The 14160-nt window shown below is 58.5% G+C and carries 17 protein-coding genes and 1 tRNA gene; 4 read left to right on the top strand and 14 right to left on the bottom strand.

The genetic code is table 11. From position 1 onward, the window contains the following. Positions 1 to 64 precede the first annotated feature (64 nt). The 3 genes from MRBLMR1_RS28835 to bfr all read left to right on the top strand — a co-directional run bounded on the left by MRBLMR1_RS28835 (position 65) and on the right by bfr (position 1260). A complete protein-coding gene (locus MRBLMR1_RS28835; RefSeq protein ID WP_148143766.1) occupies positions 65 to 337 on the top strand; it encodes a formate dehydrogenase subunit delta in 273 nt (90 codons plus the stop codon). Between the two features lie 160 nt (positions 338 to 497). Continuing rightward, positions 498 to 809 carry a (2Fe-2S)-binding protein gene (locus MRBLMR1_RS28830; RefSeq protein WP_148143767.1) on the top strand — a complete coding sequence of 104 codons (312 nt, stop codon included), beginning with the start codon at positions 498 to 500 and terminating at the stop codon, positions 807 to 809. Continuing rightward, positions 775 to 1260, top strand: a complete 486-nt coding sequence (bfr, locus tag MRBLMR1_RS28825; RefSeq protein WP_148143768.1) for a bacterioferritin — start codon at positions 775 to 777, stop codon at positions 1258 to 1260. The genes MRBLMR1_RS28830 and bfr overlap by 35 nt, the downstream gene beginning before the upstream one ends. Positions 1261 to 1328: 68 nt before the next feature. Here the strand turns inward: bfr and MRBLMR1_RS28820 are convergent, their stop codons facing one another. The 14 genes from MRBLMR1_RS28820 to rplU all read right to left on the bottom strand — a co-directional run bounded on the left by MRBLMR1_RS28820 (position 1329) and on the right by rplU (position 13558). Continuing rightward, complete coding sequence (locus tag MRBLMR1_RS28820) at positions 1329 to 1871, bottom strand: RNA pyrophosphohydrolase (protein WP_148143769.1); 543 nt, start codon at positions 1869 to 1871, stop codon at positions 1329 to 1331. Positions 1872 to 1884: 13 nt separating this feature from the next. Next, a complete protein-coding gene (locus tag MRBLMR1_RS28815; RefSeq protein WP_148143770.1) occupies positions 1885 to 3075 on the bottom strand; it encodes a divergent polysaccharide deacetylase family protein in 1191 nt (396 codons plus the stop codon). 70 nt (positions 3076 to 3145) lie between these two features. Further along, positions 3146 to 4477 (bottom strand): S41 family peptidase, encoded by a 1332-nt coding sequence (locus tag MRBLMR1_RS28810; RefSeq protein ID WP_148143771.1) that lies wholly within the window; start codon positions 4475 to 4477, stop codon positions 3146 to 3148. Then, positions 4467 to 5885: a murein hydrolase activator EnvC family protein gene (locus MRBLMR1_RS28805; RefSeq protein WP_148143772.1), complete on the bottom strand. Its 1419-nt coding sequence runs from the start codon at positions 5883 to 5885 to the stop codon at positions 4467 to 4469. The genes MRBLMR1_RS28810 and MRBLMR1_RS28805 overlap by 11 nt, the downstream gene beginning before the upstream one ends. Before the next feature lie 87 nt (positions 5886 to 5972). Continuing rightward, a complete protein-coding gene (rlmH, locus tag MRBLMR1_RS28800) occupies positions 5973 to 6455 on the bottom strand; it encodes a 23S rRNA (pseudouridine(1915)-N(3))-methyltransferase RlmH (RefSeq protein WP_148143773.1) in 483 nt (160 codons plus the stop codon). Positions 6456 to 6558: 103 nt separating this feature from the next. Beyond that, positions 6559 to 6948, bottom strand: coding sequence for a ribosome silencing factor (rsfS, locus tag MRBLMR1_RS28795; RefSeq protein ID WP_148143774.1), 390 nt, complete (start codon positions 6946 to 6948; stop codon positions 6559 to 6561). A gap of 191 nt (positions 6949 to 7139) precedes the next feature. Continuing rightward, positions 7140 to 7736: a nicotinate-nucleotide adenylyltransferase gene (locus MRBLMR1_RS28790; protein ID WP_500067078.1), complete on the bottom strand. Its 597-nt coding sequence runs from the start codon at positions 7734 to 7736 to the stop codon at positions 7140 to 7142. Positions 7737 to 7786: 50 nt separating this feature from the next. Next, on the bottom strand, positions 7787 to 9067 hold the full coding sequence (locus tag MRBLMR1_RS28785; protein ID WP_500067067.1) for a glutamate-5-semialdehyde dehydrogenase: 1281 nt from the start codon (positions 9065 to 9067) through the stop codon (positions 7787 to 7789). Beyond that, on the bottom strand, positions 9057 to 10241 hold the full coding sequence (proB, locus tag MRBLMR1_RS28780; protein WP_148143777.1) for a glutamate 5-kinase: 1185 nt from the start codon (positions 10239 to 10241) through the stop codon (positions 9057 to 9059). The genes MRBLMR1_RS28785 and proB overlap by 11 nt, the downstream gene beginning before the upstream one ends. After that, the gene (obgE, locus tag MRBLMR1_RS28775; RefSeq protein WP_148143778.1) at positions 10238 to 11299 is read right to left on the bottom strand and encodes a GTPase ObgE; all 1062 of its coding nucleotides are present in this window, start codon (positions 11297 to 11299) and stop codon (positions 10238 to 10240) included. The genes proB and obgE overlap by 4 nt, the downstream gene beginning before the upstream one ends. A gap of 287 nt (positions 11300 to 11586) precedes the next feature. Then, positions 11587 to 12174, bottom strand: a complete 588-nt coding sequence (locus MRBLMR1_RS28770) for a GNAT family N-acetyltransferase (RefSeq protein ID WP_148143779.1) — start codon at positions 12172 to 12174, stop codon at positions 11587 to 11589. Further along, positions 12171 to 12818: a GNAT family N-acetyltransferase gene (locus tag MRBLMR1_RS28765; RefSeq protein ID WP_148143780.1), complete on the bottom strand. Its 648-nt coding sequence runs from the start codon at positions 12816 to 12818 to the stop codon at positions 12171 to 12173. Before MRBLMR1_RS28765 ends, MRBLMR1_RS28770 begins: the two co-directional genes overlap by 4 nt. A gap of 129 nt (positions 12819 to 12947) precedes the next feature. Then, a complete protein-coding gene (gene rpmA, locus MRBLMR1_RS28760) occupies positions 12948 to 13217 on the bottom strand; it encodes a 50S ribosomal protein L27 (protein ID WP_148143781.1) in 270 nt (89 codons plus the stop codon). A gap of 29 nt (positions 13218 to 13246) precedes the next feature. After that, entirely contained in the window at positions 13247 to 13558 is a 312-nt protein-coding gene (gene rplU / locus MRBLMR1_RS28755; protein WP_148143782.1) for a 50S ribosomal protein L21, read from the bottom strand. Between the two features lie 316 nt (positions 13559 to 13874). Here rplU and MRBLMR1_RS28750 point away from each other — a divergent pair. Continuing rightward, positions 13875 to 13964 (top strand) — tRNA-Ser (locus MRBLMR1_RS28750). The last annotated feature ends 196 nt before the right edge of the window (positions 13965 to 14160 follow it).

Here is a 14160-nt window from a genome sequence, read left to right as displayed (position 1 = left end):
TCGCACCGAATCCCTGTCATAACCTCGGAAATCCTTCGCCTTGCGGATAAAAAGGAGCCCATCGATGTCGCATGATCAGGGGCGGGAAAAGCTGATCAGAATGGCAAATCAGATCGCCATTTTCTTCATGTCACAGCCGAAAACCGACAGAGCAAAAGGCGTCGCCACCCACATTAACAGGTTCTGGGAGCCACGGATGCGCAAGCATCTGTTCGAATGCCTGGACGAAGGCGCGGACGGCCTCATGCCGCTGGTGGTCGAAGCGTCAACCTTGATCAACCGACCATCTTCGCCGACAAAACTCGATAAAAGCGGCGGCGTTGCAAAGCCGCTCTGAGGCCAAATTGCGAGGTTGAAATGCTTTGCGCCATATTCATGCTGACCAAGCCTGGCAATTTAGCAGCTCGTGATTAAGCAGAACAGGATTTTTCTTGACATCCCCGGTCTTCTTTCTCAAAAGAAGATAGCGTTGGTCATGTTTGACAGGTCTACCGGAAATGCTCGTCTGCAGCTGCAACTACATCACGGACAAGGAAATCAAGGACGTCATAGTCCAGCTTCTTGACGAAGACTGTTGGCAGCTCATCGTACCGGCAAAAGTCTATCACGCCATGAGCAAACGCGGCCGCTGTTGCGGCTGTTTCCCCAACGTCGTGGATTTGATTATCCGCACGACCGAGGAATATCATGCCCTGCGTCACTCGACGGAGGACGAAGTCGTTATATATTTGTCTCGCTTGAAGCAGTTCCATGAGGAAAACAGGAGAGCGGACATTGAAAGGCGACAAAAGAGTCATCGAGCGGCTTAACGAGGCTTTGTTCCTCGAACTTGGGGCCGTTAATCAATACTGGCTGCACTATCGTCTTCTGAGCGATTGGGGTTTCACCAAGCTCGCAAAGAAGGAACGCGCCGAATCCATCGAAGAAATGCAGCATGCCGATCGTCTGATCGATCGCATCATCTTCCTTGAGGGCCACCCCAATCTCCAGACACTCGCGCCGCTGCGTATCGGCCAGAATGTCAAGGAAGTATTGGAAGCCGATCTTGCCGGCGAGTACGACGCCCGCACGGCGTACAAAGCCTCTCGTGATCTCTGTCACGAGGCAGGCGACTACGTTTCCATGAAGCTGTTCGAAGAACTGCTGATGGACGAGGAAGGCCATATCGACTTCCTTGAAACGCAGCTCGACCTGCTGACGAAGATCGGTGAGGAACGTTACGGCCAGCTCAACGCGGAATCGGCCGACGCTGCAGAGTGAATAAGCAAAGACCCGGCTTTCGGGCCGGGTCTTCTCACGTCAATTGCTGTTCACGGGGGAGCCAAAACTCAGGCCGCTGCCAGATGCAAAAATTCCGCAACCACCTGATCGTAGACTTGTCGCTTGAACGGAACGATCAGGCCGGGAAGCTCGGCCATCGGCTTCCAGTCCCAGGCATCGAATTCCGGCTCATGGCCGCCCGGAGGCGGATTGATGGCGATCTCGCTTTCATCGCCCTCGAAGCGAAAGGCGAACCAGCGCTGTGTCTGCCCGCGATATTTTCCCTTGAGCCCGATACCGATGAGATGCGACGGCAGATCGTAATTGATCCAGTCGTTTGATTGGGCAAGCAGGGTCACCGTCTTCATGCCGGTTTCCTCGTAGAGTTCGCGATAGGCGGCCGGAAGCGCATCCTCGCCCTTGCCTATACCGCCCTGCGGCATCTGCCAGAGCTGAGGCGAGCCGTCATATTCGCTGTTTCTTTCGGAAATCCTTCGGCCGGCCCAGACCAGTCCGCCACGGTTGAGTACCATGATGCCCACACAAGGCCGATATGGCAGGTCTTCAGCCTTCACCGTACCACTCTTCCCGGCCCCGTCTTTCTTGGCCATGCTTCATTCTCCATCAGGGTTCGCTTTTATCGCGTACAATCGCTGATACGCCAACGATCTCGATGCCACGCTGCGTCGCTTCTTCGCTCCACTTCCTTACAGCATCGATGCTCTCGTCGTAAGCGGCGGCAATGCCGATTGCCGTTCCCTGCCGGTCCGCGATGCGGCCGAGTTCATCGAGCTTGCGAAGAATGGCCTGAGTCTGCACCTGTCCGTCGAGCACGACATCGGCAAAGGCATGAGGCAGCTTGACGGCATCGGATACGGAATTCGTCTTTGAAAGAGAAGACGTCCCGTCATCAAGGAAAAGCAGCCCACGCTTCGCCACGTCCTGCAGCACCGGCCGCAGCGCCTTTTCATCCGAAAGGTAACGTGCGCCCTGATAATTGACGATGCCGGTATAATTGGTGACCCGAGCCATGGCCTGGTGCAGGCGCGCGAGATTGTCCTTGGCGGAATTCGCCGTCAACAGAGTACCTGGCCCCGGATCGTTCGCCGGATAATCGAAAGGTTCGAACGGAACCTGCAACAATATCTCATGACCCTTGCGCCGAGCTTCCTGCATCCAGCGCTGCAGGCTGTTGCCGCTCGCCGCGAATGCTAGCGTCACCCCCGCCGGCAGTTGCTGGACGGCCTTCTGGCTGCCAGTCTGGCTGAGGCCAAGGCCACTGATGACAATGGCGACCCGCGCGCCCCTCTCGCCTGACCATGGCCTTGCATATTGGTCCATGGGACGCAGACCGTCGGCGCCGATGATCGGCAGCTTTCCGTCTCCGGTTTCTTCGACAAGATCGGAGTTCGGCTGGCCGGCTATCCGCGGATCCTGGCCCATCCGCTGCGCATCGATGACCAGTGGCCCGGTCCGGTCACGCGGCGTATATTTGGTAACGTAGTTTCCGTCGCCGGTGGGAATGCGCTCGATATTGGCACCGGACGCCGTACGTTCGGACGATGTGCCCGATTGCGCGGAACGAGCCACGGCCTCCGCCTCTTTCGAAGGGTCGGGTTTATCTCCGGAAGGCGCTTGCTCGACATTGGCGGCAACCTGCCTGAGCCCGTCATTTTCCCGAATGACATAGATGGAGAGAGCTATAACGCCGACAAGGACTACACTGCCGCACAGAGCGGCCTTGTAACCACGCCACGAACGTTTCGTCTTCGGTGGCCGCCCTTGTCCCAAGGGTGCATGGAGATCAGTACCCACGCTAATATCCGTGCTATCCCGCGGTCATAAAAATCCGGGGGAGCGATTTCAGGCTCCCCCGGCATTGTTCTTAATTCTTGACCGCAGCTGCAGCCTTGTCCGGGCTTGCCGGGAAGCTGGGATCGGTCTTTGTGCCGTGGAGAAGATCCATGGCGTAGTTGAGCTGGATATCATCCTTGGCTTCCGGCGGCACATAAGCTGCGGAACCGGAACCTTCTTCCGTCTCCGCATTGCCCTGGATATGACCCTTGAGGCTGGATTCACCCTCTGCCTTCAGCTTGCCCTGCAGTTCCGGCGGCAGCGGCTGCTCGACCTTGATGTCCGGGTTGATACCCGTACCCTGGATCGACTTGCCGGACGGCGTGTAATAGAGCGCAGTCGTCAGGCGCAATGCACCGGCATCGCCAAGCGGAATGATCGTCTGGACCGAACCCTTGCCGAAGGAACGGGTTCCGACAACGGTTGCACGCTTGAGGTCCTGAAGTGCTCCGGCAACGATTTCCGAAGCCGAAGCCGAACCGCCATTGATCAGAACGATGACCGGCTTGCCATCGGTCAGATCGCCTGGACCGGCATTGAAGCGGCGGGTTTCGTCGGCATTGCGGCCGCGGGTGGAAACAACTTCGCCACGCTCCAGGAAGGCGTCCGATACATTGATCGCCTGATCCAGAAGACCGCCCGGGTTGAGACGCAGGTCGAGAACGTAACCCTTCAGCTTGTCGGCCGGAACATCGGCCTTGATCTTCAGGATTGCCTTTTCGAGATCATCATATGTCTTTTCGGTGAAGGAAATGACGCGAACATAACCGACATCCCCGCCCTCGACGCGAGACTTGACCGCACGCACGGCGATAACGTCGCGAACCACGGTGATGTCGAGCGGCTTGTCGGCGCCCTGACGGATGACAGTGAGTTTGATCGGCGTATTGACCGCGCCGCGCATCTTCTCGACGGCATCCTCAAGCTTCAAGCCACGGATAGACTGGCCATCGATTTCGGAGATGAAGTCACCGGCAAGAATACCGGCCTTGGAAGCGGGCGTGTCATCGATCGGCGCAATGACCTTGACCAGCTCGTTTTCCATCGTCACTTCGATGCCGAGACCGCCGAATTCGCCGCGGGTCTGGGTCCGCATGTCTTCGGCATCCTTGGCATTCATGAAGCTCGAATGCGGATCGAGCGAGGTCAGCATGCCGTTGATCGCGTTTTCGACCAGCTTCTCTTCATCCGGCGCCGTCACATATTGAGCGCGAACGCGTTCGAAGACGTCACCAAAAATCGAAAGTTCCTTATAGGTCGACGCTCCGGCTGCCTGGGCCGGCACGCCGGCCGAATAGATGACACTCATCGCTGTCGCACCCATGAGTGCACCGACGATGACAAGCGAAGCCCTACGAATCATTTCGCGCCCTTCCAGTTTCCTTGGCTAACCACCATGGCTTGGAATCAACCGTGGTGTTGCCGTTTCTAAATTCAATGTAAAGCGTTGGGCGATCCGTTTCCAGCGCCAACGCAGTTGCACTCGCCACTCTTTTCTCACCCATCACGGCGATCGGCTCACCGCTGAAGACAAAGCTTCCCTGACGAACGTTCACATCCTTCATGCCAGTGAAGACCACGTAATACCCGTCACCGACATTAAGAATGATCGTTTGGCCGTAACTTCTGAACGCTCCGGCAAATACGATCGAACCATCCGCCGGCGCAGTCACGATGGCCCCGGCATTGGATGCGATGGTGATGCCGCGCGCCGTATGTCCTGTCCCGTCGGGATCGCCGAACCAACGTACGACATCGCCTGCTACCGGAAAGGCCAGCTTCTGCCTCAGGCTTGAAAACGCATATGCTGGCGCAATGCGGTTTTTGTCGGGCACACCGTTTTCGGCAAGCTCTCTCGCCTTCTCGCGCTCGACCTGCGTGAGACGCTTCTGGCGCTCCTCTTCCGCCCGGGCGGCTTCCATCGCCTCCCGCACCGAGGATATTTCACTCTCCAGCGAAAAAATAAGCCCTTCGAGCGATGTCGCCCGGCCTGCAAGTTCCTCCGAGCGCCGCCGCTCTGCCTCGAGTTCCGCCGTATTCCGGCCGTTCAATTTTTCGTTTTCAGCCAGAAGAAGATCCATCCGCTTGTCTTCTTCAAGGCTCGCGGCAATCGTGTCCGACACGGCCTGCTTTTCACTCGCTGCGGCATTACGCGTCTCGCTCAGGGCCTTCAGATCGGCAACGAGGCGTTCGGCCTCCGCACGCATGCCCGGAACGACGGCACCGAGAAGAATGGCGCTGCGCACGGAAGCAAGCGCATCCTCCGGCTTCACCAGCAATGCCGGCGGCGGGTTGCGTCCCATGCGCTCGAGCGCGCCGAGCACTTCCGCAAGAACACCCCGGCGACTGCGAAGCGATGCGCGAATTCCGTCTTCCTGGACGCCGAGGGCAGCGATCTTCTTTTCGCTCTCCTGGATTTTCCGCTCGAGATCCTGCCGCTTGCTGGCAGAGTCGATCAGGGCCTGACGGATATCGGCGCTGTCCTTGTTGGTCTGCGCAATACTTTTCTCGATATCGGCAATCTTGTCTCCCGACAGCTGCATCGTATTGCCGAGCGCCTCGAGCTCCTTGCGTGTCTCTTCCTGCTTCTGCTGCAATTCGGCTGTCGGCCCGGCGGCTTCGACAGGAGCCGCATTCACCGTGCTGTCACTTGGCGAAACCGCATCCTGCGCAGACAAGACCTGCGGAACAGCCAGCAGAAGACCGGCAACAGCCAGCGTGCTGGCCAAGCCTGATCCATATCTGGCAGGTCTTTTCCGACTGGCGTCCATGTCCGCTCCGAGTGATAGAATGCGAAGGCTAGGCTGATTTGCTTAGGCCCGCCACAAACAACATCGTGTTTGCGCCTGAACGAAAGGTTAAACGCGGTGATAGGGATGGCCGGAAAGAATGGTCACGGCCCTGTATAGCTGTTCTGCAATGAGAATGCGGACCAGCTGATGCGGCCAGGTCATCGTTCCCAGATTGAGTACGAGATCAGCCTTGGCGCGAAGCTCCGGATCGAGACCATCGGCCCCGCCGATAGCCAGCATCATGTCACGCTTTCCATTGTCGCGATAACGGCCGATCGCATCCGAAAAAGCCTGGCTGTCGAGCGTCTTGCCGCGTTCGTCCAACAGAACGAGGATGGCGCCCTCGGGCAAGGCCTTTTCCAGGACGCCGGCTTCCTCGCGCTTGCGGGTATCGGCATTGGACGCGCGACTTTCCTGTACCTCCACCAGCTTCGCCAGCTCCAGGCCGACGGCGGGGCCGGCCTTGGCGAAACGGTCGAGATAGCGGGACGCAAGGTCCTTCTCCGGGCCGGCCTTGAGCCGTCCCACGGCAAAAAGGGTAATACGCATGTCCTGATCCGTCTAAATTCGAACAGCCGAAGAGTGCTGCACCGGCGCGTGACGCCAGTCTTGCTTTAACGGCTTTCGACGGTTCAGGCCAAGCCCAAACCGCTCAATGCAGCAGCGGTCCCTCTTCGATCTCCGGAGCTGCCCACATCTTTTCGATGTTGTAGAACTCGCGGATTTCGGGACGGAACACGTGAACGATCACATCACCCGTGTCGATCAGCACCCAGTCACCGCTTTCCTGACCTTCCACACGCGGGGATCCAAGCCCCTCATCCTTCAGGTCGGTGACAAGATGGTCGCAGATCGCCATGACATGGCGGCTCGATCGCCCGGTGACCACAACCATGTAGTCGCCCAGCGCCGATTTTCCGGCAATATTGATGGTGACGATATCTTCTGCTTTGGAATCCTCAAGGCTATTGAGGATCAGTTCGAGAGCACGAGCTGCGGCATCGGCGCCACGTTCGGAACTCTGCGGGAGGATGGAAACCATCTTTCCCTTGGCGTGTACTGTTGTCAGGGTTTGTCCTTTCTTACCAAGTAACAGCAACAAGCACTTCCAGCGAATCCGATCAAGGTCGGCCGCTTTGATGAAGTTGGCACCGAATGGTTAATCTTTCAAGGGAGAACCATCAGAAGTGAACGCATGACGCGAAACCGTCATGTGTAGACGCTCCTTCAGGTTCATGGTGAGTTCTTGCGGCCATTCGCCCTGAGCGCGGTCGAACTCAGCGTCGATCTGGGGCCATGAATGAAGGTCCAGGCAGGCGCCTGCCGCTTCCAGAGCGTACCGATATCATCCTCATCCACGCGCGCGTAGTAGAATGTGCGGGCCATTTTCGACGACAGGAATGACAGGGTCGCACCCGGCCGATCAACGACCGCGATCGGGAACATCGAGACGATCTCGCGCCATTTCTGCCAGAGATGGAAGGATTGCAGGCTATCGGCTCCCATGATCCAGACAAAATGAGCCTGGGGATTTCTGGCTTTCACATGGGCAAGCGTATCCGCCGTATAGGAGCCGCCGAGTGTCTTTTCGAACGCAGTGACCTTGATGCGCGGGTCACGGGCAAGATGCTCGCTCAGCGAAATTCGCTCGCTGAGAGGCGCAAGCTCGCTACGGCTTTTCAGCGGATTTCCCGGCGTCACCATCCACCAGAGCTGATCGAGGCCGAGACGGCGCAGCGCAATTTCGGCGACCAGCAGATGGCCTTCATGCGGCGGATTGAAAGATCCGCCGAAAAGCCCGACGGCCATGCCGCGCTCGATATGCGGCATGGTAAGATATTGGCGATCGATCTTCTCTTCTTCCACGTCGGGCCGAAGCTCTATGGACGGATCTGGCCGGTGCCATGCACACGGTATTTGAACGAGGTCAGCTGCTCGACGCCGACCGGGCCGCGGGCATGCATCTTGCCGGTCGAAATGCCGATCTCGCCCCCCATGCCGAATTCGCCGCCATCGGCAAACTGCGTCGAGGCATTGTGCAACAGAATGGCAGAATCGATCTCATTGAAGAAACGCCCCACCACCGCCGGGTCTTCGGCAATCACTGCTTCCGTGTGGCTGGACGAGTAGGTGTTTATGTGTCGGATCGCGCCATCGATGCCGTCAACGACCGCGACCGAAATCACCGCATCCAGATATTCCGTGCGCCAGTCTTCTTCCGTCGCCACTGCCGCCGTCGGGCAAGCAAGCAGGACTTCTGCCGATCCGCGGATCTCGCAGCCGGCGTCCTTCAATGCTTGCAGAAGCGGCACGAGATGCGTGCCGGCAACGGCCTTGTCGACCAGCAGCGTTTCGGCCGCGCCGCAGACGCCGGTGCGCCGCATCTTGGCATTAACGACGATCTTCTTCGCCATCTCAAGATCGGCGGATGTGTCGACATAGATATGGCAGAGGCCTTCCAGATGCGCAAAGACCGGCACGCGCGCCTCGTTCTGCACACGGGCGACAAGGCTCTTGCCGCCGCGCGGGACGATAACGTCTATTGCACCATCGAGACCGGACAGCATGGCGCCGACAGCCGCACGATCGGTCGTCGGCACGATCTGGATCGCATGCTCCGGAAGACCGGCAGCCTTCAGGCCAGCAACAAGGCAATCATGGATAGCCTGCGATGATTGCGCCGAATCCGAACCGCCGCGCAGGATCACCGCATTGCCGGCCTTCAGGCACAATGCGCCGGCGTCAGCCGTCACATTGGGACGGCTTTCATAAATCACGCCGATGACGCCGAGCGGCGTGCGGACACGCTCGATATTCAATCCGTTCGGACGATCCCAGGCGGCAATCACCTCTCCGACCGGATCCTTGAATTCGGCGATCTCGCGCAACGCCTGCGCCATTCCGGAAATACCCTTTTCCGTCAATGTCAGGCGATCGATGAAGGATGGCAGCAGGCCCTTGCCTTCCACCTGCTTCAGGTCTTCGGCATTTGCCGCAAGAATCCTGGGCATGGCCGCGACGATCGCATCCGCCATGCCATGCAGCGCCGTGTTCTTCGCCTGCGTTGACGCAATCGCGAGCTGACGCGCAGCCGCCTTGGCGTTGCGGCCGATTTCGGCCATGACCTTGTCGATATCGACCGTCGAAACCTTATCCAGCATGGATAACCTCCTCCTTGCGGCCTGTCTTCGACCGAAGCCCACCCGTCATCACTAGGTCGCCGCGATGAACCATGGCGGCGCGGCCGGCATAACCCAATATCGCTTCGATCTCGGCAGATTTCCGCCCTGTGATCTGACGCGCCTCATCGGCATCGTAACTGACCAGACCGCGGGCAATCTCAAGCCCATCGGTACCGATGATGGCAACCGTATCGCCGCGGTGGAAATGACCTTCGATCCGGCGAACACCTGCAGGCAGCAGGCTTTTACCCAGACCGAGCGCCTTTTCCGCACCATTATCGACATGCAGTTCACCGGCCGGCTGCAATTGACCGGCAATCCAGGTCTTGCGCGCGGTCACCGGCGCCTCGGACGGTGCAAACCACGAGGAGCGCGTTCCCTGCTCGATTGCCTGCAGGGGGTGGTCCGTCTTGCCGGATGCAATGATCATCGCGCAACCGGCGCCGGTCGCAATCTTGCCGGCATCGATCTTGGTGCGCATGCCGCCGCGCGACAGTTCGGATGCAGCGCCGCCGGCCATCGCCTCGATTTCTGGCGTGATCGCCGCAATCGTGTCGAGGAACTTAGCCTCGGGATCGAGATGCGGAGGAGCGGTGTAAAGCCCGTCGATATCCGACAGAAGCACGAGCAGGTCGGCCCCCGTCATCGTCGCGACACGCGCAGCCAGCCTGTCATTGTCGCCATAGCGGATTTCCGATGTCGCGACGGTATCGTTTTCGTTGATGATCGGCACCGCGCCGATTTTCAGCAACTGCTTGATGGTCGCGCGGGCGTTGAGATAACGGCGGCGCTCTTCCGTATCGCCCAAGGTCAGCAGGATCTGGCCGGCGACGATTGCATCACGCGACAGACTTTCCGACCAGGCACGGGCAAGCGCGATCTGACCGACCGCAGCGGCCGCCTGGCTTTCTTCGAGTTTCAGAGCACCAGCGGAAAAGTCGAGAACGGTGCGACCCAGGGCGATTGCGCCCGAAGACACGACGAGCACATCGACACCCGCCGCCTTCAACGCCGCGATATCGCTGCAGATGGAATTGAGCCACGCGGATTTCAGCCCGGTCTTGCGATCGACGAGCAGCGCCGAGCCGATCTTGATGACGACCCGGCGATAGCTGGAAAGCGCCTTGCGGCTATTGGTACTGCCGCCGGTCATAGCTCCCCATCCTCGTCAGAGTCCTGCACCGATGCGGATTTGTCCGGCAGGGTCGTCTCGTCACCTTCGCTGGCTTCGAGAATGACGTCACGAAGGGCACGCAAGACTTCCGTCATGCCCTTGCCCGTCGCGGCGGAAATAAGGAACGGCGTCTGGCCGCAGGCCTTCTCCAGTTCCTTCGCCTTCTTCTTCAGTTCCTTTTCATCCAGGATATCGATCTGCGACAGTGCGACGATTTCCTGCTTGTCGGTCAAGCCGCCACCATAGGCCTCAAGTTCCGCCTTGACCGTCTTGTAGGACTGGCCGACCTTTTCTTCCATCGAAGAGACGAGATGAAGCAGCACGCGGGTGCGCTCAACATGGCCGAGGAAGCGGTCACCGAGGCCGATCCCCTCATGCGCACCTTCGATCAGGCCGGGAATGTCGGCGAGCACGAATTCGCGCCCGTCGATTGCCGCAACGCCGAGATTGGGATGAAGGGTCGTAAACGGATAATTGGCGATCTTAGGTCGGGCACGAGTGACCGAGGCAAGGAAGGTCGACTTTCCGGCATTGGGAAGCCCGACGAGACCGGCATCGGCAATCAGCTTCAGCCGCAGCCATACGGTCTTTTCCTCGCCTTCAAGACCTGGATTGGCCCAGTTCGGCGCCTGGTTGGTGGGGCTCTTGAAGTGGGTGTTGCCGAAACCACCATTGCCGCCCTTGGCCAGGCGGAACTTCTGGCCTTCCTTGATCATGTCCATGATCAAGGTTTCATTGTCTTCCTCGAAGATCTGCGTGCCGACAGGCACCTTCAACGTGACGCTTTCGCCATTGGCGCCGGTGCGGTTACGGCCCATGCCATGGGTACCGATCTTGCCCTTGAAATGCTGCTGGAAGCGGAAATCGATCAGCGTGTTGAGACCGTTCACCGCCTCCACCCAGACGTCGCCGCCGCGTCCACCATCGCCACCATCCGGCCCGCCGAACTCGACAAACTTTTCCCGCCGGAACGAGACTGCACCCGCGCCACCGTCACCGGAGCGAATATAGACTTTTGCTTCGTCGAGAAATTTCATCTTGCTGCCGTCAGTCTTGTGTTACGCAACGTCATCAGGGATTTCTGGACGCCTTCTTTAGCGTTTCGATACCGTTCGTTGCCTTTAAGGTCAAAGATTATCATGAAGTTCGTCAGCCATAAGCTGTAATGCGGCTCCAGCACGAGCGGGTCTGCGGCATGGAACGGATACCGCACGCCCCGATCAGGGTTTTCGATACCGCCAGCGGATCTCCCTGGCCGGATCAATCCCGTATCGCTTGAGACATGTTGATGGCCACCGGCAGACACCAATGGCCATCAGCATTTTTAGCAGGCCTGAGGCCGCACCAGATCGCCGGCCTCCAGCATCGTCTCGATATGCGGCGCCATGCGGTTGCGCGCAGTCGAGAAAACCTCTCCCGCATCGACAATCCTGAAACCGAGCTTTCGCTGCACATTGAGCGAAGCGAGGTTGTCGGCAAAGGCACCGGAATGCACCACGGCGTCCGGCATGCGCCGGAAGAAACGTTCCAGCACGGCGCCGGTAGCTTCTGTCATGTAGCCCTGATCCCAGTAATACCGGTTCAACCAATATCCCAGGTGCCAGCCGTCTCCGCGCAATTCCATGCCGACGACGCCGATATGGACGTCATCGCCCGTGGTGACTGCAAGGCTCCAATCCGGCATCAGCCCGGAGGTCTGGCGCACCAGCCAATCGATCGCGTCATCTCGATGATAAGGCTGTGGCACGCGAGAAAGCATGCGGGCAACCTTGAAATCGGCAAGCGATGCCGCGATCGCATCCGCATCGCCGATCCGGTGAGGACGCAGGGTCAACCGGCGGGACTGGATGATCGGGCATGGACCCGGTACCAGCCGAACTTCGACAGATCTTTCGACGATTGCGGCGTTCATCTCAGCTCTCCCCAGCTTCTCAACGATATCCAGGTCTTGCGATCCAGACGGAACCACTCAACCGGCACCATGGCGCCTTCCGCAAGGCAATCGATCATGCCGGATCCCTGAAACTGGAAGCCGCACTTCTGGATCACCCGCTTGGATGGAATGTTGGTAACCCGGCACCGCGCATCGATCTGGTCGATTTCGCTTCTGGTACGAAAAGCCATATCGATCAGCGCATGGGCAGCTTCCGTGCCATAACCTTCGTTCCAATAGGGCTCGCCGAGCCAATAGCCGATTTCGAGCGTGCGTTCGTCTGCTTGCGGCTCCAGTGCGCAGCATCCCAGGAAGGCGCCGTCATTTCCTCGGGTAATGGCATAGACGCATTTGCCAATCTCGCCGGCGTTCGTGCGTCGCACGAAATCGGCTGCGTCTGTCGCCGTATAGGGATGCGGCATGCGCGACACCATCGTTGCGATGGCGGCATTGTTGGCGAGATGGGCAAGTGCGTCGATGTCTTCTTTGTGGGGTGCGCGGAGAACCAGTCTCGGCGACAGTAAGACGGGGCACTCGCTTCTCGACCGATCCTCGGACCGGTCCGGCCTCAGCCGTTCTTCCGGCGGCCGGGATTGGCTCGCCCTCAACAATTCGATTTGCATGGTTCAGTCTCCTCTGGGGTAAAAAGAAAAAGGGAAGCTGGGGTAGCGCCCCATCTTCCCTTTTCTTTGACTGAACCTTGAACGTTCAACCGGGTCGATGAGACGCCGGTTGCATAACGCTTGCCGGCTTTATTCTGCGGCTTCCGCTTTCGGCATTACGGACACGTATACGCGGCCGTTCGCCTTCGTACGGAAATTCACGTTGCCTGCGGTGAGTGCAAAAATCGTATGGTCCTTGCCGAGGCCAACATTGGCGCCCGGATGCCACTGCGTACCGCGCTGACGCACGATAATGTTGCCCGGAATGACGACTTCGCCACCGAACTTCTTCACGCCAAGGCGCTTGGACTGAGAATCGCGACCGTTACGCGACGAACCGCCAGCTTTTTTATGTGCCATGGGAGTTCTCCTTTACCTTCGAAACCTGATTAGCCGAGAATGTCGGTGATACGGACGACCGTGTGATGCTGGCGATGACCGCGAATACGCTTGGAATTCTGACGGCGACGCTTCTTGAAGGAAATGACCTTCTTGCCACGGTTATGCTCGACAACTTCGGCCTTGACCGTCGCGCCCGAAACAAAGGGTGCGCCGATCTTGGCATCGGCGCCAACGCCGACGACCAGGACTTCGTTGAATTCGACTACTGCACCAGCTTCGGCTTCCAGCTTTTCGATGGTCAGCACGTCGTTGGCGGCCACGCGGTACTGCTTACCGCCGGTCTTGATGACTGCGAACATTTTATATCCTTTCATGTTCGTTCCGGCTCTCTTCTCGATGAGAAGGGCCGTCTTTTTATCAGTCGGTCTTTAGCAGGAGGTCAGGAAAGAGATATCTTTTCAAAACTGATCTGCCGGTGAAATCGCGCGAAAACCACCAGGATCTCTCGCGATCGTCAGGCGCGGACGCATTTCCACACCTGAACGCAGGCGGGCTTACGCGAGCGACAAAAAACTGTCAAGGTAAAAGGATATGAAGACTTGCATTTCGCCCCTTGCCAGCCTGATTTTTCGCCGCTATGAGACAGCCCGCGCACATTGCGCCGACCAGCAAAGCGGAGAGGTGGCTGAGTGGTCGAAAGCACCGCACTCGAAATGCGGCATACGGGCAACCGTATCGTGGGTTCGAATCCCACCCTCTCCGCCATTGGATCGCGATATTTGCCAGCCCTGTGAGTTTTGTTTTTATCGGCCCAACTGCTCGCAGAGGATAAACACACTCGAACATTCGAGAATGTGGCTTGGCAGACAATGAACGGTTTCCCGCACTGTTTTGCTGGACGGATGGCGAAAACCGGCGTGTGATCAAGCGAAGCACGGAGGACACACCTTCAAAGGCTGCG

The organism is Neorhizobium sp. LMR1-1-1.1 (assembly GCF_040675795.1).
Classification (GTDB): Bacteria; Pseudomonadota; Alphaproteobacteria; order Rhizobiales; family Rhizobiaceae; genus Neorhizobium; species Neorhizobium cellulosilyticum.
This window is presented reverse-complemented; position numbering and strand designations above follow the sequence as displayed.